Annotated in this window: 18 protein-coding genes and 2 pseudogenes; 10 read left to right on the top strand and 10 right to left on the bottom strand. The window is 58.2% G+C overall.

What is annotated here, in order from left to right; translation table 11 throughout:
* Positions 1 to 560 precede the first annotated feature (560 nt).
* Positions 561 to 1,460 (bottom strand): hypothetical protein, encoded by a 900-nt coding sequence (locus ACXIUA_RS06930; RefSeq protein ID WP_256006431.1) that lies wholly within the window; start codon positions 1,458 to 1,460, stop codon positions 561 to 563.
* 102 nt (positions 1,461 to 1,562) lie between these two features.
* Between ACXIUA_RS06930 and ACXIUA_RS06925 the strand changes: the two genes are divergently transcribed.
* Positions 1,563 to 3,128 (top strand): carboxylesterase/lipase family protein, encoded by a 1,566-nt coding sequence (locus ACXIUA_RS06925; protein WP_256000426.1) that lies wholly within the window; start codon positions 1,563 to 1,565, stop codon positions 3,126 to 3,128.
* 54 nt (positions 3,129 to 3,182) lie between these two features.
* Positions 3,183 to 3,782, top strand: coding sequence for a hypothetical protein (locus tag ACXIUA_RS06920; RefSeq protein WP_070362667.1), 600 nt, complete (start codon positions 3,183 to 3,185; stop codon positions 3,780 to 3,782).
* Positions 3,783 to 3,790: 8 nt separating this feature from the next.
* Here ACXIUA_RS06920 and ACXIUA_RS06915 read toward each other — a convergent pair whose 3' ends face one another.
* Positions 3,791 to 4,252, bottom strand: coding sequence for a hypothetical protein (locus ACXIUA_RS06915; protein WP_070976259.1), 462 nt, complete (start codon positions 4,250 to 4,252; stop codon positions 3,791 to 3,793).
* A 124-nt stretch (positions 4,253 to 4,376) separates the two neighbouring features.
* Between ACXIUA_RS06915 and ACXIUA_RS06910 the strand changes: the two genes are divergently transcribed.
* Both ACXIUA_RS06910 and ACXIUA_RS06905 read left to right on the top strand, forming a co-directional pair.
* Positions 4,377 to 5,585: an MFS transporter gene (locus ACXIUA_RS06910; RefSeq protein WP_457976438.1), complete on the top strand. Its 1,209-nt coding sequence runs from the start codon at positions 4,377 to 4,379 to the stop codon at positions 5,583 to 5,585.
* Positions 5,586 to 5,594: 9 nt separating this feature from the next.
* Positions 5,595 to 6,407: a nucleoside hydrolase gene (locus ACXIUA_RS06905; RefSeq protein ID WP_457976437.1), complete on the top strand. Its 813-nt coding sequence runs from the start codon at positions 5,595 to 5,597 to the stop codon at positions 6,405 to 6,407.
* A gap of 61 nt (positions 6,408 to 6,468) precedes the next feature.
* Here the strand turns inward: ACXIUA_RS06905 and ACXIUA_RS06900 are convergent, their stop codons facing one another.
* From ACXIUA_RS06900 to ACXIUA_RS06880, 5 genes and pseudogenes are all read right to left on the bottom strand, one after another.
* Positions 6,469 to 7,467, bottom strand: a complete 999-nt coding sequence (locus tag ACXIUA_RS06900) for an L-lactate dehydrogenase (protein WP_070362663.1) — start codon at positions 7,465 to 7,467, stop codon at positions 6,469 to 6,471.
* Positions 7,468 to 7,609: 142 nt separating this feature from the next.
* Positions 7,610 to 8,524, bottom strand: a complete 915-nt coding sequence (locus ACXIUA_RS06895) for a NaeI family type II restriction endonuclease (RefSeq protein WP_070479467.1) — start codon at positions 8,522 to 8,524, stop codon at positions 7,610 to 7,612.
* 9 nt (positions 8,525 to 8,533) lie between these two features.
* Positions 8,534 to 9,583 carry a DNA cytosine methyltransferase gene (locus tag ACXIUA_RS06890; protein ID WP_457976436.1) on the bottom strand — a complete coding sequence of 350 codons (1,050 nt, stop codon included), beginning with the start codon at positions 9,581 to 9,583 and terminating at the stop codon, positions 8,534 to 8,536.
* Between the two features lie 88 nt (positions 9,584 to 9,671).
* Positions 9,672 to 10,676, bottom strand: a pseudogene (locus ACXIUA_RS06885) (amino acid permease); the annotation flags it as partial.
* Between the two features lie 2 nt (positions 10,677 to 10,678).
* Positions 10,679 to 11,065 (bottom strand): annotated as a pseudogene (locus ACXIUA_RS06880) (glycosyltransferase); the annotation flags it as partial.
* A 121-nt stretch (positions 11,066 to 11,186) separates the two neighbouring features.
* On the opposite strand from ACXIUA_RS06880, the gene glgC reads away from it, so the two are divergent.
* A complete protein-coding gene (gene glgC / locus ACXIUA_RS06875) occupies positions 11,187 to 12,410 on the top strand; it encodes a glucose-1-phosphate adenylyltransferase (protein ID WP_070479448.1) in 1,224 nt (407 codons plus the stop codon).
* A gap of 72 nt (positions 12,411 to 12,482) precedes the next feature.
* Here the strand turns inward: glgC and ACXIUA_RS06870 are convergent, their stop codons facing one another.
* Positions 12,483 to 13,175: an O-methyltransferase gene (locus ACXIUA_RS06870; RefSeq protein ID WP_288857872.1), complete on the bottom strand. Its 693-nt coding sequence runs from the start codon at positions 13,173 to 13,175 to the stop codon at positions 12,483 to 12,485.
* A gap of 101 nt (positions 13,176 to 13,276) precedes the next feature.
* On the opposite strand from ACXIUA_RS06870, the gene sigE reads away from it, so the two are divergent.
* The 3 genes from sigE to tatB are packed head-to-tail and all read left to right on the top strand — an operon-like array spanning position 13,277 to position 14,717.
* Entirely contained in the window at positions 13,277 to 13,900 is a 624-nt protein-coding gene (gene sigE / locus ACXIUA_RS06865; protein ID WP_457976435.1) for an RNA polymerase sigma factor SigE, read from the top strand.
* A 45-nt stretch (positions 13,901 to 13,945) separates the two neighbouring features.
* Entirely contained in the window at positions 13,946 to 14,287 is a 342-nt protein-coding gene (locus ACXIUA_RS06860) for a zf-HC2 domain-containing protein (RefSeq protein ID WP_457976434.1), read from the top strand.
* 10 nt (positions 14,288 to 14,297) lie between these two features.
* Complete coding sequence (tatB, locus tag ACXIUA_RS06855; RefSeq protein WP_070362674.1) at positions 14,298 to 14,717, top strand: Sec-independent protein translocase protein TatB; 420 nt, start codon at positions 14,298 to 14,300, stop codon at positions 14,715 to 14,717.
* 11 nt (positions 14,718 to 14,728) lie between these two features.
* Here the strand turns inward: tatB and ACXIUA_RS06850 are convergent, their stop codons facing one another.
* Positions 14,729 to 15,877, bottom strand: coding sequence for an Mrp/NBP35 family ATP-binding protein (locus ACXIUA_RS06850; protein WP_457976433.1), 1,149 nt, complete (start codon positions 15,875 to 15,877; stop codon positions 14,729 to 14,731).
* A 60-nt stretch (positions 15,878 to 15,937) separates the two neighbouring features.
* Here ACXIUA_RS06850 and ACXIUA_RS06845 point away from each other — a divergent pair, with 60 nt between their 5' ends.
* Both ACXIUA_RS06845 and ACXIUA_RS06840 read left to right on the top strand, forming a co-directional pair.
* Complete coding sequence (locus tag ACXIUA_RS06845; protein ID WP_070976252.1) at positions 15,938 to 16,489, top strand: general stress protein; 552 nt, start codon at positions 15,938 to 15,940, stop codon at positions 16,487 to 16,489.
* A 53-nt stretch (positions 16,490 to 16,542) separates the two neighbouring features.
* Positions 16,543 to 17,283 (top strand): hypothetical protein, encoded by a 741-nt coding sequence (locus tag ACXIUA_RS06840; protein WP_457976432.1) that lies wholly within the window; start codon positions 16,543 to 16,545, stop codon positions 17,281 to 17,283.
* 83 nt (positions 17,284 to 17,366) lie between these two features.
* Here ACXIUA_RS06840 and ACXIUA_RS06835 read toward each other — a convergent pair.
* A partial coding sequence (locus tag ACXIUA_RS06835; protein ID WP_457976431.1) for a multifunctional oxoglutarate decarboxylase/oxoglutarate dehydrogenase thiamine pyrophosphate-binding subunit/dihydrolipoyllysine-residue succinyltransferase subunit occupies positions 17,367 to 21,080 on the bottom strand: 3,714 nt, incomplete at its 5' end.

Here is a 21,080-nt window from a genome sequence, read left to right as displayed (position 1 = left end):
GGCAGGTGCTCGCCTCTCTTCTTGGGTTGTATGTAACTTTTCAACGACTTTAATTGTCTGGGATTAGGTAGTGCTACCTTACATTCCCGAAAAGCCCTCGTACTTGTGAGATCTACCCCCTTTAGCGGTTGATACACCACAAATGGGCATATCTTCCGTTTTGAGTGAGAAGGGTCTCATGAGAACCGTTATCAATGATACGTCCTCATTCGACAACAAGTATTTGAACGGTTGCTTGCTCGTGATTGATTGATTTCGAACTCTTGAAGAGGTGAGGCGGGCCCGTCGACTTTGGCCTGGCGTGCGGGGAAGTACAGAGTGGGCGTCGAGCAGCATTCACGGTGGCAGCTGTCGAGAAGCGCTCGTGTGCAGTCTCGGGGGGACCAAGAAGGTGGGGCCAAAGCAGGCTCGCGTATTTGAGGGGGCGCTGTGCTTCGGCGGCGGTGCAGGGTGTGGATCTCCAACTAAAGCAGAGGTGCTACCGGGGGTAGGCGAAAGATGGAAGTGCGTGATTCCCGCCTCAGTTTTGGGGGAGGCGGGAATGAACTTCGGAGCCGAAGCTATTTGGTAATTTCTTGCTGATTGGTGTCGCGTACTTTGTCGTCGTCACCAAAGAGTCGGAGTACCCAGCGCAGAAGGTTCTTTGGATTCGCGCTGAGGCCGGCCGCCTCCTGGTCAGGCTTTTCCGGAAGAGGGCTCAAGAATTGGGAGGGAGGAGTGCCGAGGGCGACGGCGATGTTATCCATCAGGTGGTCGGCAAGCTTGCGGTTGGCGGCGGTGCCCGCGATCGCGCCGAGCCCCAGAGGCAGCATCTTGCCAATCCATGCGCGGCGGAACCGCTTCGTAAACGACTTCATGGCCACACGAGACAGGATGCCATTGACTTCGGCGAGGCCCGGGCCAGCAAAGCGCGTCAGGACATTTTTCGACGCCAACTCCCTCGGCCGAGCTCGGTCCGCGCCGAGCAACGTGTCAACAATCGCAACGCCCTGGGCGCCCATCATGACCGTGAGCACGCCTGCGCGTCGGCGCTCTTTGTCTTCGATATTAACGTCGCGCAAGTACATGGAGGAGAGGGTGTAAAACGCGGCGAGGTCTAAGAAGACTACCGATTCGCCAGCAACGGCTGCTGCGCCGGTGACGAGCCCTACGCCAGGAACCGCGGCTGCTGCGCCCACGCCTGCACCTGTTGCGGAGACTACGTTTTTAAAATGCTTGTCCATCGTGTGCTGGATTTCCGCAGGACTTTGCTCCGGGTGTTGACGGCGAAGCCAGTTCACGTAAGCCCGAATGGCACCGGACTGAAGATGGACAGCCTTATCTACTGCTGCGATAAACGCTCGGCCTGCTGGGCCTGCTTCCTCCTCGAGGGAGCTTAAGTCTTCAGCACGGGCGTCTTCAATAATTTCGACTACAGTTTCGTCGTCTTCGTGCTTGTCTTTGCGGAACTTTTCTAACATGCTGTGTGTTTTTCTCCTTATTAATTATTGGTACGAGCGTTCATCGTACCCGCCTTAGAAACTCCACGAGAATAGACAGAATTCCGGGCTAGGCTAAAAGGCATGCATCTCAACAGCAACAATCCGCAGGAGCACCTCCAGGTGCAGACCACCTCGGGAATCGTTGCTGGCACTATTGATCCACAAACCGGGGTTCGCACTTGGCGCGGGGTACCCTACGGTGCAGATATGGGCGGTGAGAACCGATTTCGGGCCCCACAGCCTGCGCCTTCGTGGTCAGGTGTGCGCACCACAACCAACTATCGGCCACCTGCGATGCAGACGAATTTCGGGTGGAAAGACACAGTAATCGGCACCGAGGACTGCCTACACGCAGACATCGTTCGGCCTGATACGGACGACGTACTCCCCGTCGTCATCTATTTTCATGGTGGATCGTTCGTAAGCGGATCGAGTCATGAGAAAGTACTCCAGGGGCACTTTCTGGCTAATGCCACCGATATCGTCTATGTCTCCTTAAACTTTCGCCTCGGGGTGCTTGGGTACTTGGATCTGCGCAGTATCGGCGAGGACTGCGCTGCCAACCCCGCCATTTTGGACCAGATCCTCGCGCTGCAGTGGGTGCACGAAAACATCGCGGCCTTCGGAGGGGATCCGAATAACGTAACCATCATGGGCGAGTCAGCCGGGGCAGCTTCAGTAATCCATATGATGTGCGCCCCGGCGGCTCGGGGGTTGTTCCACCGGGCAATCGCCCAGTCGACTCCGCTTTCTTCCGTTCATACGAAGGCACAGGCCGCGATGTGGACGTCGACACTTCTTGACGGCATGGGGCTATCGCGACTATCTACCCTCGAGCACCTCCGGGAGGTACCGGCCGAGGAACTGGTTAGAGTGGGGCAGTCCATGCTGTTTACTGGCCGCGAGCTGCGCGAACTGAATTTGAGCTTCATGCCGACGGTCGATGGCACCACGCTGCCAGCTCACCCGCTGGACATGTTCCGCGCCGGGCAACAGGCGTCGGTGCCGTTGATCATCGGGACCAATGCGGATGAGGCCAGCTTTGCAAAGGCTCTGTATCAGCGGACGAAAGCCCGTCAGCGTGCAGCACGCCGCTTGCTCGAGGCATATGACGCGAAGAACGCGACAGCGGTCATCCAGGCGTATAGCGACGTGAGCCAGCGTACGGACTTCGCCGAGTTTCTCGCTGACGCCGTGTTCTGGGGACCGTCGGTGATCGCTGCAGGGGAGCACCGTAAGGTGGCTCCGACTTGGATGTACCGCTTTGAATATGCATCGGCGACAATGCGGCGGCTCGGGTTGGGGGCAATGCACACAGCCGACCTGATGGCGGTGTTTGGCGATCGGGAAGGTACACGCTCATCGAAGATCGACCGATTTGGCTCCACCGTTGCGTTTGAAGCAGTAGTTGAAGTGATGCAGCGCAACTGGGGGTCGTTCTTTCATACCGGTGAACCAGGGCCGAACTGGCCCCGCTACGATTTTCGTGGCGACGACCACCCCGGGCGCGCGACCGCAATCATCAACGAACATCCGTCAATCGTGTACGACCCAAAACGTCACAAACGCCGGGCATGGGAGGCTTTTGACATGCGTAGCTGGCAGGGCCGCGAAGCGTGGATGCGCATCATGGGGCCAGAACAGTAGGCTTGGCATCGTCCGCCGGTGACAACCACGATGAGGAAGAGTAGAGGATTCTTCGTGAGCTTTTTAGAAGACATTGCCGCGGCTCTAGACCGTGAAGGTATTGAGTCTCGTGTGCACGACGACACGATGTTTGTTCCTATCACCCCCGAGATTGAGATCCAGTTCGTTGTTATCGACGAGCAACTGCCAGCGGCGAACGTGTATATCGCGGCTGCTGACGTTGATGAAGACGATGAGGACTTTGAAGCAGCATTGGTCGCAGTTATATTTTCTGCCGAAGATGCTGTGTCCGCTGTCGCTGAGCATATAGCCACTGACGAGGTGGTTACCGTGTTCCGCAGCCTGCTCGAGGCTGCAGATGAACGTATCGCCGGGCTTGAATTCTTTCCGGACGCCGAAAACCATCAACTCGTCTTCGCAGAAGTTGGTACAGAGGCTGAAGTCCACGTGGAGGTCGAAGTTATCGACGCCACAGCCACTGCCCACGTGCAGTTTGTGGTTCCTGGAGACGATGAGGAAGCAGATCCCGAAGAACTTAACTTGGGTAGCTTCACCGACATCGACAGGCTTTTTGATGTCTTGAATCTGGTTGCTGACCAGGCTGAAGACTGGGAGAGCCAGATGCTTCCGCTTGACGACGAACCGGGGCAGTAGCCAGCCGGTTACGCTACGTTCAGTCCGGCGAACAGGGATGAAGGAGAGCGGACGGGATCGAAGTGGCCGTCGACTAGCCAGACATACGTTGCCGCGTATGGGTGTGGCAGAAGATGAAGCATGTCCTCCGTCGCGTCGGGGTAGAGCGCGCGCATCCAGCCCTCAGCTACCGCGGGGTTGACCGGCGCACCCGACTGGACGGTGAATCGTGCTTCGATGATGTACGCGGGCCGCGCAGACGCTCCGTAACCTTGCACCATCGCCTGAGCCCGCGGGCCGACTCTCCGCCGCGTAAGCGCAAGGTTGATGTGTTGCTTGTCTATGACTCGCGGCAATGCGATGACCGGCGGGCGCCACGAGCCAGTCGGTCGTGCAAGAGAGCGAGGGTGCTTGACTGTGGCGCTGAGGGCTTGGACGGTGTCGTCAAAGCGATGAATAATTTCTTGAGCAATCGTTGATTCGTAGAACATGCTTCGAAGCGTACGAGAGCAGCTAGACATGGAGTGGCCAAATCACCCATGGATTCGAACAACCGTGCTAATGTTATTGCGTAATGGGACGCGAACGCGAAGAAAGACTAGTGTTGTCGCTGGTATGACGGAACAAACATATAAGGGCGGCGCGTCACCAAAGCTGCCATCAGTGATATGGGTGCTGTGCACCGCAGCGTTTATCATTGCGCTCGGCTACGGGTTCATCGCCCCGGTGTTGCCACAATTCGCCGCCAGCTTCAACGTGTCCATGGCGGCCGCTGCAGCGGTGATCTCCGTGTTTGCAGCAGCTCGCTTGCTTGGCGCGCCAGGCGCGGGCGCGCTGGTGGATAAGCTCGGATCACGGCCGGTGTACCTCACCGGGTTGAGCATTGTTGCGACTGCAACGTTTGCCGTGGCGTTTGCTCAGGCGTACTGGCATATTTTGGCGTTGCGCTTTATCGCCGGCTTCGGATCCACGATGTTTACGCTCTCCGCACAGGCCTTCATCGTTCGCGTGATTCCTCCCAGCATTCGTGGGCGAGCGAATGCACTTTATGCATCGTCATTCTTGCTTGGCAACATCTTCGGGCCAATCATCGGCGCTGGACTCAGTTTCCTTGGATACCGAATTCCGTTCGCAGTCTACGGTGTTGGTGTCGGTCTTGCGGCAACTATCGTGTGGGTTGCTACGTCTCGGCAACACAAGCCAGAGACACCGAGAATACAGCGGCCGCCAATGCCACTGCGCCGAGCCTGGAAGCAACCCACGTACCGTGCGTTGCTCGCCGTCGCCTTTACAAATGGTTTTGTGAACTTCGGTGCGCGCGTTTCGGTCCTTCCGCTGTTCGCTGCGGCGATATTTGCAAATGGTGGCGCGGCATCCGGACTTGCGTTGACTGCGTTCGCGCTGGGCACGGGCGTCACGCTGCAGTTTTCTGGTCGGCTGGCTGACCGAATCGGACGTCGTCCTTGCATTCTCGCAGGTCTTGCGGTCTCGGCAATATTCACGGGCACACTCGGACTCGCCACGACAGTGTGGGTGCTGTTGCTGGTCTCAGCGTGCGCGGGTGTTGGCGGTGGGTTGATGAGTCCTGCCTCGCAGGCGACGTTAGCTGACATCATCGGCAATGACCGCTCGGGTGGCAAGGTAATTTCTACCTATCAGATGGTGCAGGACTCCGGCCAGATTGCGGCACCGATTGTGATCGGCTTTCTGGCGGAGGTGTTCGGCTTTGCTATCGCGTTTGGCGCCTGCGGAGTAGTTGCTCTGGTCGCTCTATTGCTCTGGGCAATGTACGGTAAGGAATCTCTGCACAGGTCCACTGCGTAAAGGAGCACGGTGCGAATTATTATTGACTGCGTCCCAGGGGTCGAGGACACGCTTGCGTTGGCATATGTCGTTGCTGCGCACCATCGTGGGCAGGCTGAATTGGAGTGCGTGACAACCTCAAGCGGTAGCGCCTCAGCTGCGCAATGTGCCCAGCATGCTGCGTGGGTGTTGGCACGCTGCGGCCTGCCCGCTGTTGCGGTCGCAGCAGGTTGCGACGCGCCAAAACATCAACCGACGCGCGATGCTGGCCTGGGTGACGCCCAAGTCCCAGATCGCTACGTCGCGAATGACTGGGACCTGTTGTGGGCCGACGCGTGCGCACGAGGTACACGGGACCTGTGTTTGATTTGCACGGGCCCGTTGACAAACCTCGCCGAGTTTTCACGGCGCTACCCCGAGTACTTCGACGCACTTGAGCACATCGTTGTGTCTGAATCCAGCCTTCTACTCGACCGAGAAGCCTCCGATGTGGTGTTGCAGGACACCCCGGTGGCGATCACCGTCTGTGCAGCACCGGAAACGTTGGGGCAGGTAGATGTGCAACGGTGCGCACCGCTGGCAGAAGTCGGGGCCACCGCGGTTACTGGCGTTTCGCTTCTCGCGGCCCAGGTCGCGTTAGGTGATATCCAGACTGGTGGGCAGTGTGTGACGCTCGCGCCTGCCGAGGAAGATGATGACCCGAACGCGCTGGTGCTCGACACCGCGGATGTAGACGAAGAGGACGTCGTCAAGCTTTTCGACGCCTGCTGCGCCACGTTTGACGCTCTTGCACGCGGCGATGATGCTCTGGACGTAACGAGGCACCTCCGGGCGGAGGACTAACGCAGACAAAACGCCCGCCGGGGTGTGTCCGGCGGGCGCAATCGAAGGGTATGGGAAAGGCTTATGCCTCGGTGAGGCCAGCTTCGACCATCACGCCACGAAGGGTGTTGGCGGAGTGATCGAACTTTTCCTTCTCGCTATCTTCAAGGTGCAGCTCGACAACCTCGCGGACACCGTTGCGGTTGATAACAGCCGGGGTGCCGATGTAGATGTCTTCCTGACCGTACTGGCCTTCAAGGAGAGCAGAGACTGGCAGTACGACGTCCTCGTTCATCAGGATTGCGCGGGTGATGCGTGCAAGGCCAGCACCGATACCGAAGGACGTGGAGCCCTTGGCTTCGATGATCTTGTAGGCGGCATCGCGGGTTGCGACGAACATCTCGTCGATGCGCTCGTAGATCTTCGGATCGGTTTCTGCTTCCTTCTCCAGACGACGACGTAGCGAAACGCCAGCGACGGAGCCGGATGCCACGACAGGCAGCTCGGTGTCGCCGTGCTCACCGATGATGTAGGAGTGGACAGAGCTTGCGGAAACACCGAAGTACTTGCCGAGGTTGCAGCGCCAGCGTGCGGTGTCCAGGATGGTGCCGGAACCCACGACCTGTGCGGAGGAAAGACCGGTCTGCTTCCAGGTGGCGTAGGTCAGGACATCGACAGGGTTGGTTGCAACCAGGTAGATGCCGTTGAAGCCGTTGGCCATCACTTCCTTGTTGATGGACTCGAAGATCTTCACATTGCGGCCCACGAGCTCAAGGCGGGTTTCGCCGTCGCGCTGTGCAACACCTGCACAGTTGACGATGAGCGCTGCGTCGCGGCAGTCCTCGTAGGTGCCGACCGTGATCTTGGTGTTGTGGCCTGAGTACGGCATTGCGTGGTTGAGGTCCTCGACCTCACCCCACGTCTTCTTCTCGTTCAGGTCGATAATTGCGAGGTGGTCGCAAATACCCTGGTTGAGGATTGCGTATGCGAACGCGACGCCGACATCACCAGCACCAATCAAGACAATCTTGTTGCCTGGCGTGATGTTGTTCGACGGGGTAGACGGATTGGTGATAGTCATGTGATCTCTCCTGAATCCAGTAAAACTATGTTCCGCTACCCATCATTGCAGATTTTCCACCACAATGGGAATACCAATCGAAATATGTAACCAAGATAACGGAAATAGGCGGGCATAACCGGGCATTGATGGCTTTGGGGTATTAAAAGGGGAGGCGTGGCGCACGATGGAGTGAGTCGGCGCCCGTGGCGATTCGCCAAGTTTGACCTTCGATATCTACTGCAGGACCAACAAAATGCGGTTCAGCTGGAGTTACTCGTACGGCGAGGCTATCGCCATTCTTGCAAATCGGAAGGCAGAGGGCCTCTGCGATAGCTTGGTGGCGCCGGTAGTCCCCAAGGATCAAGATGCCTTCCTCCTGGAGGCGTGACCTTGATCCGCCGTTGTATCGAATGCGCTTCATTGGGTCTTTCTGCTGAGCGACAGTGTAAATGATGCCGCGCGGAATGAGCACCTGCTGGATTGAGCGAAACAACATGTCGAGGCGCTGTTGCCCAGAAGGCAATTCCATAATTTTGGCGACAGTTTCCTCATCCGCATGGAGGAGCACGTTATTCGGGTACGGGTGATCGAACCAGGCCCACGCAATTTTGTTGCGTGCTGCTGCCATGATGGTTCGCTTGCGGTCACGGTTTCCACCTGCGGTGAGGATGTCGTCGGTGATTTTGACGAAGCCTACTCGGAAAGTGGAAGTAACCTCATTTGCGTGGCAGAGCATGGCGTGGTGGCCAACTGCTTCCATCGGGATCATCCAGCCGTAGGGGTTCTTGGAGTATTTACAGTCAACTTCATGGCCGAGGATCTTGAAATCCATCTTGTCGCCGTCCGTGATAGTGCCGTCAAACCCTCGGCGAATGTTAATTTCAACCAACGATCCAATGTGGGCAAGTTCTGTCTTGCTCAGCTGCGCTGGGTCGAACCGGCCCGTGTGCTGGCCGTCATAGGCCTGGTCGAAAGTTTGTCGAAATATTCTTCCCATTGCTTCGCCGTCGGGAAACTCGTTACGGAAGAGCTCGGCGAGTTCATGGGAAAAATCGCCATCAAGGTTGTGTGTCATGAGCAGATCCTATGCGTGCGTTTGAAGCGCCAGTTGTGGGGCCACCTCGGGGGCTTTCGTTACGGCATTGCAGGAAAGCAGTGCGTCCTTGATTGCGGTGCCGATTGCAGCCGCAACCGGTGGCGGAAATGCATTGCCGACTTGGCGCCATTGGGCGGTCTTGCCACCTTGCCAATCCCAATCTTCAGGGAACCCTTGGATAACGCCGCCCATCCGCACGGTAAGGCGGGGAAGGTTGTCAGGGTCATCGACAGGGAAGTCGGGGCCTGGTGCGCTGTCTGCGATCGAAGTTCCTCGGACGCCGAGCTTCTTCCATGCTGCCTTTGCTCGAGTCGGGCCAACGTCTGGTCCACCGTGCTTCTTTGATCCGCCAACGAGCGTCGGTGCTACCGTATCGGCTTGATCTGCCCATGCGTCCGCTCCCGGCCAGCCATTTTCTCCCATTAGGTGGCGAAGTGCGCTACCAACGGATGTGTGATGCATATTCGGGGTTGGCCATTCGAAGTACTCGGCAAACTCGTGTTTCAGGGCTACCAAAATAAACCGTGGGCGCAGTTGGGGGACACCGAAGTCTGCCGATTGAAACAGTGACCAGTAGGTGGTGTAACCCATCCGATCGAGCTCACTGACAATTTCATTGCGGTAGGAATCAAACCGCTTTTGGCCAAGGCCTCGGACGTTCTCCAGCATGACGGCTTTTGGATTGATTTCTCCTACCAGTCGTAGGGCTTGCGGAAACAGATCGCGCTCGTCGTCTGCGCCGAGCTGTTTTCCCGCGATGGAAAAGGGCGGACACGGAACGCCACCTGCAAAGAGATCGACCTGATCGCGCCATACGGTGCCGTCGAAGTCATGTACATCCATTTCGCGTACTGGCCACGGATGGGGATGGTCACAGCCGCGATTGGCTCGCAGTGTCTCTGCTGCCCAGTTGTCGATTTCCACCACGGCTAGATGCTGGAAACCTGCTTGCTCGAGCCCAAGTGCTTGGCCTCCAGCGCCAGCGCAGATCTCTATAGAGGTCAACGTGGGCTCGGAAGTAACCGTAGACAGGCGCATCGCGTCTCCTTCTGGCTAAAACTTGGAATGTGTAGGCATAGGATAGCGTGCACAGCAGACAATGGATACTTTTATTCGAAATTATGTTCTACTTCATCTCGTAAGTAACGTGCGCTTCCGCAACTGCCTTTGGGCGCCCGGTGACAAAGTAGAGCACAGTCATGATGACCACGAATGCAACGCCTACGGCGAGCGCCATGTGATACTGCGGCAGCCACACCATGATGCCGAATGTGAACAAGATGAAAATGATCGCGAACCACTGCCCGTAGGGCCAGAACGGTACAGGGAAGCTCAAGGTCTCGCGCTCTGCCGCGGACATGTTGCGACGAGATGCGACGTGCGCCAGCAGGATCATCAGCCACACAAACACGGTTGCGAAGGTGGCCAGCGCTGCGATGGTCTCGAAGATGTTCGGATAGAGCGCGTTGAGCACCACGCCGATGATGAGTACGAGCAGCAGGGTAATGGTCGTCATTACTGGGATGTCGCGGATGGTGCGCTTCATGATCTTCGGGGCGAGGCCTTCCTTCGCCAGGCCAGTAAGCACGCGCCCAGTGCCGAACAGGTCTGCATTAATTGCAGAAAGGGCAGCGGTGATGACCACCAAGTTGAGCAGTGCAGCGGCCCAGTTCACGCCAAGTGTGTCAAAGATCTGAACGAAGGGGCTTTCTTCGCCGGTCATTGCGCGCCATGGGTTGAGCATCAAGATAACCAGGATGGCGAGGACATAGAACAGCAGGATGCGCAGCGGTACGGTGTTGACGGCCTTTGGGATCGAGCGGTCCGGATCGTCTGCTTCGGTGCCGGCGACGCCGATGATCTCAGTTCCGCCGAATGCGAAGAGCACGAGGATGAACGCTGCGATCATGCCTTCGATGCCGTTCGGGAAGAAGCCACCGTCGTTCCAGAGGTTAGAGATTCCGGTCGTATCTGGGTCGGTACCCAAACCAAATGCGAGGATGGCAGCACCGCCGATGATCATCGCCATTACGGCGACGACTTTAATGAGCGTGAATGCGAACTCCAGCTCGCCGAACCAGCGCACGGATGCGAGGTTCGCCGCACCAATGATCAACAGGGTAGTGGTAATCCGTTGTAGCCACCGCCGAGCTGCTCGCGCTTCCAAGGGCGGTCAGGCTCGAGAGAGTGCGCAGTGACAACGTGCGGAATGTCGTAGAGGAGGCCTGTGAGGTGGCCACCGAGCCCGGCGTACCACGTATGGGAGTGAGCTACGTCAACATTGTTGGCGGCGTGGGCGATCCGAAGGCCCGTCGATAAGGTCTTGATGGCACCGTTCGCGTTTTCAAGGGCAGGGTCAACCCCGTGGACGTAAACGTCCTTCATGTCGCGGGGAGTGCCCATGCAGTGAACATCGACGTCAACGATCTCCCGCATAAAGCGAGTGAGCTCTGTGACGTGGACTCCGGCTCCCCCGTAAATCTCGGGAGGATACTCTTTGGTCATCATTCCGACTCTCATACCGCCCGAGCATAGTGACGAATTCACGTCGGTGCAGGAAAGCAAAAACTGAAATGTAGCGCTGCCCACTTTAGGAGGCAAAAGGCTGCAAGGTCACGAAGTTTTCAATAGGCTCGGAAGCGTGAGAAGTCAGCCTAGAGTACTTGCAATTGTCCTTGCCGGTGGCGAAGGGAAGCGCCTGTTTCCGTTGACCGCGGACCGAGCTAAACCGGCCGTTCCTTTTGGAGGCAACTATCGATTAATTGATTTTGTTCTGTCGAACTTGGTCAACGCTGGGTACATGCGAATCGCAGTGTTGACACAGTACAAGTCGCACTCGCTGGACCGGCACGTGGCGACGGCTTGGAACGTATCTGGCCCGACTCCGCAGTACATCGCATCGGTGCCGGCGCAGCAACGTCGTGGCAAGCGCTGGTACAACGGCTCTGCAGACGCGATTGTGCAGTCGCTCAACCTCATTTACGACGATAAGCCGGATTACGTGCTGGTCTTTGGTGCAGACCACGTCTACCGGATGGATCCTTCGCAGATGGTGGAGAACCACATCAAGTCAGGCAAGGCTGCAACGGTGGCCGGTATCCGCGTGCCTCGATCAGAAGCTACGGCGTTCGGCTGCATCCAGTCCGAAGAGGACGGCACCATCACCGAGTTTTTGGAGAAGCCCGCGGATCCACCAGGAACCCCGGACGATCCGGATATGACGTTCGCTTCGATGGGTAACTACGTATTCTCTACGGAACCACTGATTCAAGCGCTGCTCGAGGACGAGCAGAACGAGGACTCTGATCACGATATGGGTGGCGACATCATCCCGTACTTCGTGCGCAAGGGCGAAGCAAACGTGTACGACTTCTCGCAGAACGAAGTACCCGGCGCGACAAAGCGCGACAAGGGATACTGGCGAGATGTCGGTACGATTGATTCTTTCTACGAGGCGCACATGGACCTCATCTCTTCGTACCCAGTGTTCAACTTGTACAACTCGACGTGGCCGATTCACTCCACAGAGGACGGCAACCTTCCACCAGCGAAGTTCGTCGTGGGCGGTATCGCACAGGAGTCGATGGTGGCGTCGGGATCAATCATCTCGGGCGCTACCGTACGCAATTCAGTGCTTTCCACGGATGTGCGTGTTGAGGAAGGCGCGACCGTTGAAGGTTCTGTGCTGATGCCAGGTGTGCGCATCGGTAAAGGGGCGGTGGTCCGCCACTGCATCCTCGATAAGAACGTCTATGTAGCTGACGGTGAAATTATTGGCGTCGACCTTGAAAAGGACCGCAAACGCTACACTGTTTCGGACAACGGCGTAGTGGTCGTCGGCAAAAATCAGGTGGTGCAGGAATAACTGACACTCATAGGCAAGGCCCGCTCGAAGCTCAGCGAAGTTCGAGCGGGCCTTGTTCGTGCGTACGTAGAGCTAGCGCTTCGTAATGATGGTCAGGCCACCGTCGAGAGGCAGGCGCGATACGAGCGCTCCGTGGTCGGCGGCGAGGCTGCTCACGTACCTATCTGCCTCTCGCGCTGCCTCGGTTTCGCGGTCCCTGCGTGTCGAATCGCTGACAGTACCGTCCAGCAGAGAGTCGGCGAGAATCAGCGTGCCGCCCTCGCTGAGGAGCGGCCACGCGGCATCAATAACCGCGGTGAACTCGATCGGCGAGACATCCGCGTAAACGAGGTGGTATGCGTCGTTCGCAAGCCTGCCCATAACCTCAAGCGGGCGCGCGGTGAGGAAACGTGTGCGGGAGGTTGGGTACTCGGCGGCACGGAATGCCTCCTTTGCGCCGGTTTGTAGCGTGACCTCGGGTTCGATGCAGGTAAGCGATGCGCGCTCTGGAAGACCACGCAGCAAGTGGAGCCCGACGACGCCTGCAGCCGGAGTGATGGCGACTGCGCCTTGCGACTGACCACTTGGGCAGGCTGCAGCGAGCGTCGAAAGTAACGTGCCGACGATGACCGACGGCGCACGGACTCCGTTCTCCTGCGCTTCTACGCTGGCGTACTTCAACGCTTCGCGGAAAGCAGCAGGGAACGGCTGTTGCTCGGCATCAGTGAAAGACTGATGGATGTAATTTGTCAACTGATCAAAAGCGGTCGCACTCACAGCCAACATCATAACCAGAACTGTCCTCACAGCGTGTGCGCTACGCGCATGCAGTAACCTTTACGTTTTTCCGTTGGTGAATGGGATTTCAATCTGCCACAATATGAAGCATGCAACCTGATGATGCTGCCGCCCAACATGATTCCGTCGCGCCCGAAGATTTGCGCGGTACGGCTGCATTTGATGCTGGGGTGGGGGCGATGCCTTCGTGGGCTGAGCTCGTCGCAGAGCACGCCAACAGTGTGTATCGTCTTGCGTACCGTCTTTCAGGTAACCAGCACGACGCGGAAGATCTTACGCAAGAAACCTTCATCCGCGTGTTCCGTAACTTAAAGAGTTACCAACCGGGTGCGTTCGGTGGCTGGCTTCATCGGATTACAACGAATCTGTTCCTTGATATGGTGCGCCACCGGGCGAAGATCCGGATGGAAGCACTCCCGGAAGACTATGAGCGCGTTCCCGGCACTGATATGACTCCGGAGCAGGCGTATAACGTCGCGCACCTCGATCCTGCCCTGCAGCACGCACTCGATGAATTGAGTCCGGACTTCCGCGTTGCCGTGGTGCTTTGCGATGTCGTCGGTATGACGTACGAAGAAATCGCTGAGACGCTTGGAGTCAAGATGGGTACCGTCCGTTCACGCATCCATCGCGGTAGAACTCAGCTGCGTGAATCGCTCGAGGAGCAGGCGCGGCATGACGTCGCCACCGAAGAGTTAATTCGACTACGCTAGGGCGCGAGATAGTGGTTGACTACGGATGCGAAAGGAGCGTTACCGATGCGAGCGTTTTGTTCCACTGAGCATTTGAACCCTGAAGCAATTGCAGCTTTCGCAGACGGTGAACTTTCGCGCTCTGCAAGCCGTCGCGCTATGAAACATATGTTGGAGTGCCCAGAGTGCTTCCAAGATGTTCTTGTGCAGCGGCGAGCGTCCGCACGTGTAAAGGCCTGCAAGGATGACGACCTGCGAGCCCCAGATTCGCTGGTGGCGAAGCTCAGCGGTCTGTGCCACGAGATACAACCTGCCGAGCCTTGCGGTGAAGATGCTCATCACAAGGAACGATCACCGATTGTGGCCGCCGTTGACGCCACGCTTCGGGCGCTGCGGCACCGAGAGTAGGATGTGATCCGTGTTTTCCAGTATTGGCTGGGGTGAAGTCTTTTTCATCCTGATCATCGGCCTCATTGTGATTGGTCCGGAGCGGCTCCCAAGCGTTATCGAGGATGTCCGCGCAGCCATTTACGCTGCGCGCAAGGCGATCAACAACGCGAAGCGGGAGCTCAACGGTGAGCTCGAGGAGTTTGAGGAGCTACGCAAGCCACTGGATACGGTGTCGCAGTACGCGTCTATGGGGCCAAAGCGCGCGATGGCGAAGTTTTTCTTCGAAGATGACGAGGAATTTCTCGAAAGTTTTGATCCGCGCAAAATGATGGAAGACGATGCGCCTCCGGCTCGCCAACCATCAAAGCCACAGTCCAGAGCAAAGAAAGGGCCGGAGGACGGGGGGCAGCCCAGTGGAGGGGGATTCTCCTGGGCTGACGTTACCTAGTTCCCACCGATCTATTCGTCAGTGTGCTTCACACCAAGGTTGAGGGACTTGCCAGCAAGTGAGTTACGGCGAATCTTCAGCTTGGTGACGATCTCCTGGATCGCCGCAGCGGCAGGGGAGTCTGGTTCTGCTGTGACGACAGGGGTTCCGGTGTCACCGTTTTCTCGCAGCTTCGGATCCAACGGGATGGAACCCAGCAGCGGCACGTCACTATCTGTGAGCGCGGTCAGGCGCTCCGCAACCTGCTGGCCACCACCTTCACCAAAGATATTCATGACGGAGCCGTCAGGCATGACCATCCCGGCCATGTTCTCGATGACGCCAGCAATTCGCTGCTCAGTCTGCTGAGAAATTGTGCCGGCACGCTCAGCGACCTCAGCTGCGGCTGCTTGCGGAGTGGTAACAATGAGCAGTTCGGCATTTGGAATCAGCTGCGCCACTGTGATCGCCACATCGCCGGTCCCCGGTGGAAGGTCAAGGAAGAGTACGTCAAGATCGCCCCAGTACACATCAGACAGGAACTGTTGGATTGCGCGGGTGAGCATCGGTCCACGCCACACCACAGGGGCATTGCCCTCCACAAATTGCCCCACAGAGATGTGGCGGACGTCGTGTGCGATCGGCGGCATGATCATGTCTTCGACCACAGTCGGCCCCATGTCGGAAGAGCCGAGGAGACCAGGGACGGAGTGTCCGTAAATGTCGGCGTCGACAATTCCGACGCTGAGGCCCTGTGCTGCCATTGCAGTGGCCAAGTTCACTGTCATCGAGGACTTGCCGACGCCACCTTTGCCTGAAGCTACCGCGAACACCCGGGTGCGCGACGACGGGTCAGCGAAAGGGATGTCGGGCCCGGGCTGCTGTGCACGCAGCTTCGAGGCCATTTCGCGACGCTGCTCCGCGCTCATAGTGTGAAGCGTGACTGTCACGTTCTCCACGCCGTCGATTTCCTCTACGACTGCGCGGACGTTGCCCTCGATGGTGTCACGCATCGGGCAGCCGGCGATGGTGAGGTAAATGCCGACGGTGACGTTGGGCCCGTCGATACGTACGGACTCCACCATCCCGAGTTCGGTAATGGGTTTTCCAATTTCGGGATCGTCAACGCGAGCAAGCGCTTCGCGGACCTGGGATTCTGAAATGAGTTCTGCGTTTGCCATAACGGGCTTCAGTATAGTCAGAGAAGCTGGATGTTCATACGAGCAGAGGAGTGACAACGAATGGCCCAACTCAACAACAACCGCCTGGTAGCGCGCGAAGTGCCAACAGGGTGGCCGGTAGGCAGTTTTAATACCTACCAGGAGGCGCAAGAAGCTGTTGACACGCTGTCGGACAAGGAATTTCCGGTAGAGAAGCTCACAATTGTCGGTGTGGACTTGATGCAGGTTGAGAGTATTACGGGCCGCCTCACGTGGGGCAAGGTACTTGGTGGCGGCGCACTATCGGGCCTGTGGATGGGCATGTTCATCGGCATCATTTTCTCGCTGTTCGCGGAAGAAGGTGGGTGGGGCATCTTCGCCTCGTGCGTCGCGATGGGTGGCGTGTTCGGAGCAATTTTCGCAGCTATCGCTTACGCGTTTACAGGTGGAAAGCGTGACTTCGCCTCAGCGACAAGCATCGTCGCACGCCGATACGATGTGCTTTGCGCACCTGACGCTGCGCGTCGAGCCCGCGACATGATCGCCGCAATGCACCCACAGCGCGTCACTGGACGGCCAACTGAGCCGTCGGCCACCGATAGCGACGCCTCCGAAGACAACGCAGCGCGCTAGACTAACTCTGTTTTCCAGGCTCGTCTGAGCACACTACGAAGAAGGTATTTATGGTGTCCCTGCGTCCTCTCCGTACACTGATTGCTGCGGCACTGGCAACGAGCCTTGTCGGCGGGTTGACTGGCTGCACAGATGACTCGCTTTCACCGGTGAAGTTTGTCAACGGCGAATCCCGCGGCAACATCGTCAAAATCGGAATTGATACCTCAGAACCTGAACAGGTAGTGCTGGGGGAGATCTACTACGAGATCATTACAGCGATGGGACATCCTGCCGGGGTAGTCCCACTCAATGACGTCTACTCCCGAAATGCAGCCGAACTGCTGCAAGAAGAAGACGTCGATATGGTCGTTGCGTGCTCTGGTGTTCTGTTGCAAGCGCTAGACGCACACGGAGCGAAGGAGCTCGACAACGATATAGCGCACGATCGTCTCGACGGTGCGGATCCGTCAGAAGCGACGTTCGCTCTTCTTGCGGGTGCGCTGCCCGGCAACATCCAATCGGTTGACCCTTCCCCTGCGCAGGGCTGTGCGTCGTACGTGGAGCTCGAGCACCTTCCTAACAGCGTCATCCCGCTGTTCTACAAATCAAAGTTTGCTCGCAAGGAAGTCAGGCGCATCAACGCGATGACGCGCGTGCTCAGCACAGCGCAGTTGGAAGAGATGAGCGAGGAAGTCGAGCAGGGCAAAGAACCCCGCGCTGTTACTGCGGATTGGCTCCGTGAATACGCCAGCATCAACGTTGAAAACCCCGATGCCAACGGCGGGGAAGCCGAAGCGACAACTACTCCGTAGGCGCAAGCCAAATGAGTGAATCCGCAACAGGGAAGCGCCCCAACCGCAGTAAGCGGTTGGGGCGCCATTGTGCGTAGCGCTAGTTACTTCGCAAACGCCTCATCCAGCAGAGTCTTCTCCTCTTCCTGGTGGACCTTCGCCACGCCGGTTGCAGTGGTCGACTGCGCACGGCGAGAGACGCGGACCATTTCAGGCATGTCCGGAATCAGTGTGCGCAGGTGCTCGTTGTAGAACGGCCATGCGCCCTGGTTAGCAGGCTCATCCTGAACCCAGCGAATTTCCTTCGCGTTCGGGTAGTTCTCGAACGCATCCCGAATGCGGTTGAATGGAATCGGGTGCAGCATCTCGATACGGATGATGGCGACATCGTCGCGCTTATCCTTCTTACGACGCTTCTCCAGTTCGTAGTAGATCTTGCCGGAACACAGCAAGATCGTGGTGACCTTGTCGTGATCTGCGCCGTCAACCTTGACGTTGCCACGCTGTACGAACTCGGGGTCGTCAATAACTGACTGGAACTTGTCCACCTCGATGAAGTCTGCAGGCTGCGAGACCGCCGCCTTGTTACGCAGCATCGACTTCGGGGTGAAGACGACGAGCGGACGCTTCATCTCGCCGAGCGCCTGACGGCGCAGCAGGTGGAAGTGGTTTGCCGGGGTAGACGGCTGGGCAATCGTCATCGAGCCCTCGGCGACCAGCTGGAGGAAGCGCTCGATACGGGCGGAGGAGTGGTCCGGGCCCTGGCCTTCGTAGCCGTGTGGCAGGAGGGCAATCATGCTGGAAAGCTCGCCCCACTTAGTCTCGCTGGAGGACAAGTACTCGTCGATGATGGTCTGTGCACCATTGGCGAAGTCGCCGAACTGTGCCTCCCATGCGACGACAGCGTCCTTGTTGCCAAGGGTGTAGCCGTATTCGAAGCCCATACCTGCATATTCGGTCAGTGCAGAGTTGAACACCTCGAAGCGTCCGCCGTTGTCTTGTTCTTCCGCGTTTGCGTCGAGTGGGTTGTACGGAGTGCCGTTATTCGGGTCGTAGAGCACCGCGTGGCGCTGCGTGAACGTACCGCGCTGTGAGTCCTCACCTGCAAGGCGGACAAACTTGCCCTGCTCTGCAAGGGAACCGAAAGCGAGCAGCTCGCCCCAGCCCCAGTCGATGTCGCCGTTTTCGAAGGAACCACCGCGCTTCTTGAGCACGTTGTTCAGGCGCTTGTTCGGCTCGAATTCCTCAGGCAGCTTGCCGTACGAATCCGCAAGGCGCTTGAACGTATCCTCGCTGATCGAGGTGTCCAGGCCACGAGTGAGCTTCTGCGAGTCCGTGATGCCGGTCTGCTCGCTTGGCTTGCCCTCAGCGGACTTGACATCGGAGAAGACTGCGTCAAGCTGATCGTGGAAGTCCTGTGCCGCGATCTTGGCTTCTTCCTGCGTGAGGTCGCCACGGCCGATGAGGTCCTTGGTGTAGCGGGTACGCACCGAGTCGTGGGAGTGGATGCGGTCGTACATCACTGGCTGCGTCACGGTCGGGTCGTCTGCCTCGTTGTGGCCGCGCAGGCGGTAGCAGATGAGGTCGATGAAGACGTCCTTGCCGAAGGCGCGGCGGTATTCGGTTGCCAGGTGAGCAACCCAGGCGGCTGCCTCCGGGTCGTCGCCGTTGACGTGGAACACTGGGCAGTTGAAGCCCTTGGCCAGGTCGGTGGCGTAGTAGGAGGAGCGGCCAGAGTCAGGGGTAGTGGTGAAACCAATCTGGTTGTTCACAACGATGTGGACGGTGCCACCAACGGAGTAGCCAGGGAGGCGAGACAGGTTCAGCGTCTCCTGTACGATGCCGAGGCCAGCGAATGCGGCGTCGCCGTGCAGCATAATCGGAACCACTGGATTGTCGTCGCGAACACCGTTTTCACGCAGCGTGTCCGCCTTTGCGCGGGCAATACCGACGAGCACTGGGTCAACAGCCTCGAGGTGTGACGGGTTCGCGGCCAGCGAGACCTTGATCTCGCCGTCGCCGAACATCTGGATGTGCTTGCCCTCGAAGCCGAGGTGGTACTTCACGTCGCCAGAGCCACCCTGCTGTGCGGACTGCATGTTGCCCTCGAACTCGTTGAAGATCGTAGCGACAGGCTTGCCCACGATGTTAAACAGCACGTTCAGGCGACCACGGTGTGGCATGCCGATGACAGCTTCGTCGAGGCCTTGGCCAGCGGCGGTATCAATCACCGCGTCCATCAATGGGATGAGTGTTTCCGCACCCTCGAGGGAGAAGCGCTTCTGGCCGAGGTACTTCGTCTGGAGGAAGTTCTCAAATGCTTCAGCAGCATTGAGCTTCTGCAGGATGTACTTTTGCTCAGCATTCGTCGGCTTCGGCATGCCAGCCTCGATGCGCTCGAGCAGCCACTCACGCTCATCGCGGTCGAGAATATGGGTGTATTCAGCACCGACGTGCAGGGTGTAGGCAGCACGTAGGCGACTAAGCACCTCGCGCAACGTCATTGTTTCCTTGCCCCCGAAACCACCGACGTGGAACGTGCGGTCGAGGTCCCACAGCGTCAGGCCGTGGGTTTCCATCAGCAGGTCACGCGAGTCCGGTTGCTGCAGGCCCGGCTGGCGCCAACGAAGCGGGTTCGTGTCAGCAATGAGGTGGCCGCGGGAGCGGTACGCCTCGATGAGCTGCATGACACGGGTGTCCTTGTTCACGCCGGAATTCGGCAGGTCCTTCGCCCAGCGCATCGGGAGGAACGGGATCTCGAGGGACTCGAAGACGGAATCCCAGAACTTATCGTCGACGAGGAGCTGCGAAATATCGCGCAGGAACTCGCCAGACTCTGCACCCTGGATGACGCGGTGGTCATAGGTGGAGGTCAGTGTCACAAGCTTGCCGACGCCCAGCTCCGCCAAACGGTCCTCGCTGGCACCTGCAAACTCTGCAGGGTAGTCCATTGCGCCGACACCAACGATGGTGCCCTGGCCCTTTGTCAGACGCGGAATCGAGTGGCGGGTACCGATGCCACCCGGGTTGGTCAGCTGAATGGTTACGCCAGAGAAGTCGTCCATCGTGAGCTTGCCGTCGCGCGCGCGACGCACAATGTCTTCGTAGCTTTCGACGAACTCCGCAAACGACTTGTTCTCGCACTCCTTAATCGCAGCGACGACCAGGGAGCGGGACCCGTCTTTCTGCGGCAGGTCGATTGCTAGACCCAGGTTGATGTGCTCAGGCTGAACTGCGAAGGACTTCTTGCCGTCCTCCTTGTAGTTCTTATTCATGTCCGGGTGGAGCTTGGTGGACTGAATGATTGCGTAGCCAAGGATATGCGTGAACGAAACCTTGCCGCCGCGAGTGCGCTTGAGGTGCTCATTGATCAACGTGCGGTTTTCAAACATGAGCTTGACCGGCATATCGCGCACGGTGGTGGCGGTTGGCACCTCGAGCGATTCGTTCATGTTCTTCGCGATAGCGCGGAACGCACCCTTGAGCTGTTCCTCGCCTGGAGTGACCTTGACACTATCGAGCTTGTCCAACGGGGAAGCGGTCGGCTTCTTGGTGCGCTTTGGAGCTGCTTCGGCGGCTGCGCGGTCTACCTGGGTTTGACGGCCGTCCTGGGTAGGAGCGCTCGTGGAGCTGGTGACGCTCGTCGCAGTCTTCGGGGAACCTTTTGGTGCCGGGGTGTTTGTCACCGTCGGCGGGGTGCCCTTCTTCTCGAAAAGATCGCGCCACTCCGCGTCAACGGAGTTGGGATCCTGTTTGTACTGCTGGAACATCTCCTCAACCAGCCAGTCGTTCTGGCCGAACGTATCTTCGCTGCTCAC

Source organism: Corynebacterium sp. UMB8791, from assembly GCF_054166365.1.
The sequence above is the reverse complement of the archived record's forward strand: the minus strand, read 5'-3'. Positions and strand labels throughout refer to the sequence as shown.

Coding starts and splice junctions, on each gene's coding strand:
- ACXIUA_RS06850 (WP_457976433.1), bottom strand. CDS start 15,877: ATGGCAAACGCAGAACTCATTTCAGAATCCCAGGTCCGCGAAGCGCTT.
- ACXIUA_RS06910 (WP_457976438.1), top strand. CDS start 4,377: ATGACGGAACAAACATATAAGGGCGGCGCGTCACCAAAGCTGCCATCA.
- ACXIUA_RS06930 (WP_256006431.1), bottom strand. CDS start 1,460: ATGTTAGAAAAGTTCCGCAAAGACAAGCACGAAGACGACGAAACTGTA.
- ACXIUA_RS06870 (WP_288857872.1), bottom strand. CDS start 13,175: ATGTTGGCTGTGAGTGCGACCGCTTTTGATCAGTTGACAAATTACATC.
- ACXIUA_RS06915 (WP_070976259.1), bottom strand. CDS start 4,252: ATGTTCTACGAATCAACGATTGCTCAAGAAATTATTCATCGCTTTGAC.
- sigE (WP_457976435.1), top strand. CDS start 13,277: ATGCAACCTGATGATGCTGCCGCCCAACATGATTCCGTCGCGCCCGAA.
- ACXIUA_RS06860 (WP_457976434.1), top strand. CDS start 13,946: ATGCGAGCGTTTTGTTCCACTGAGCATTTGAACCCTGAAGCAATTGCA.
- ACXIUA_RS06895 (WP_070479467.1), bottom strand. CDS start 8,524: ATGACACACAACCTTGATGGCGATTTTTCCCATGAACTCGCCGAGCTC.
- ACXIUA_RS06845 (WP_070976252.1), top strand. CDS start 15,938: ATGGCCCAACTCAACAACAACCGCCTGGTAGCGCGCGAAGTGCCAACA.
- ACXIUA_RS06925 (WP_256000426.1), top strand. CDS start 1,563: ATGCATCTCAACAGCAACAATCCGCAGGAGCACCTCCAGGTGCAGACC.
- ACXIUA_RS06900 (WP_070362663.1), bottom strand. CDS start 7,467: ATGACTATCACCAATCCGTCTACCCCGTCGAACAACATCACGCCAGGC.
- ACXIUA_RS06890 (WP_457976436.1), bottom strand. CDS start 9,583: ATGCGCCTGTCTACGGTTACTTCCGAGCCCACGTTGACCTCTATAGAG.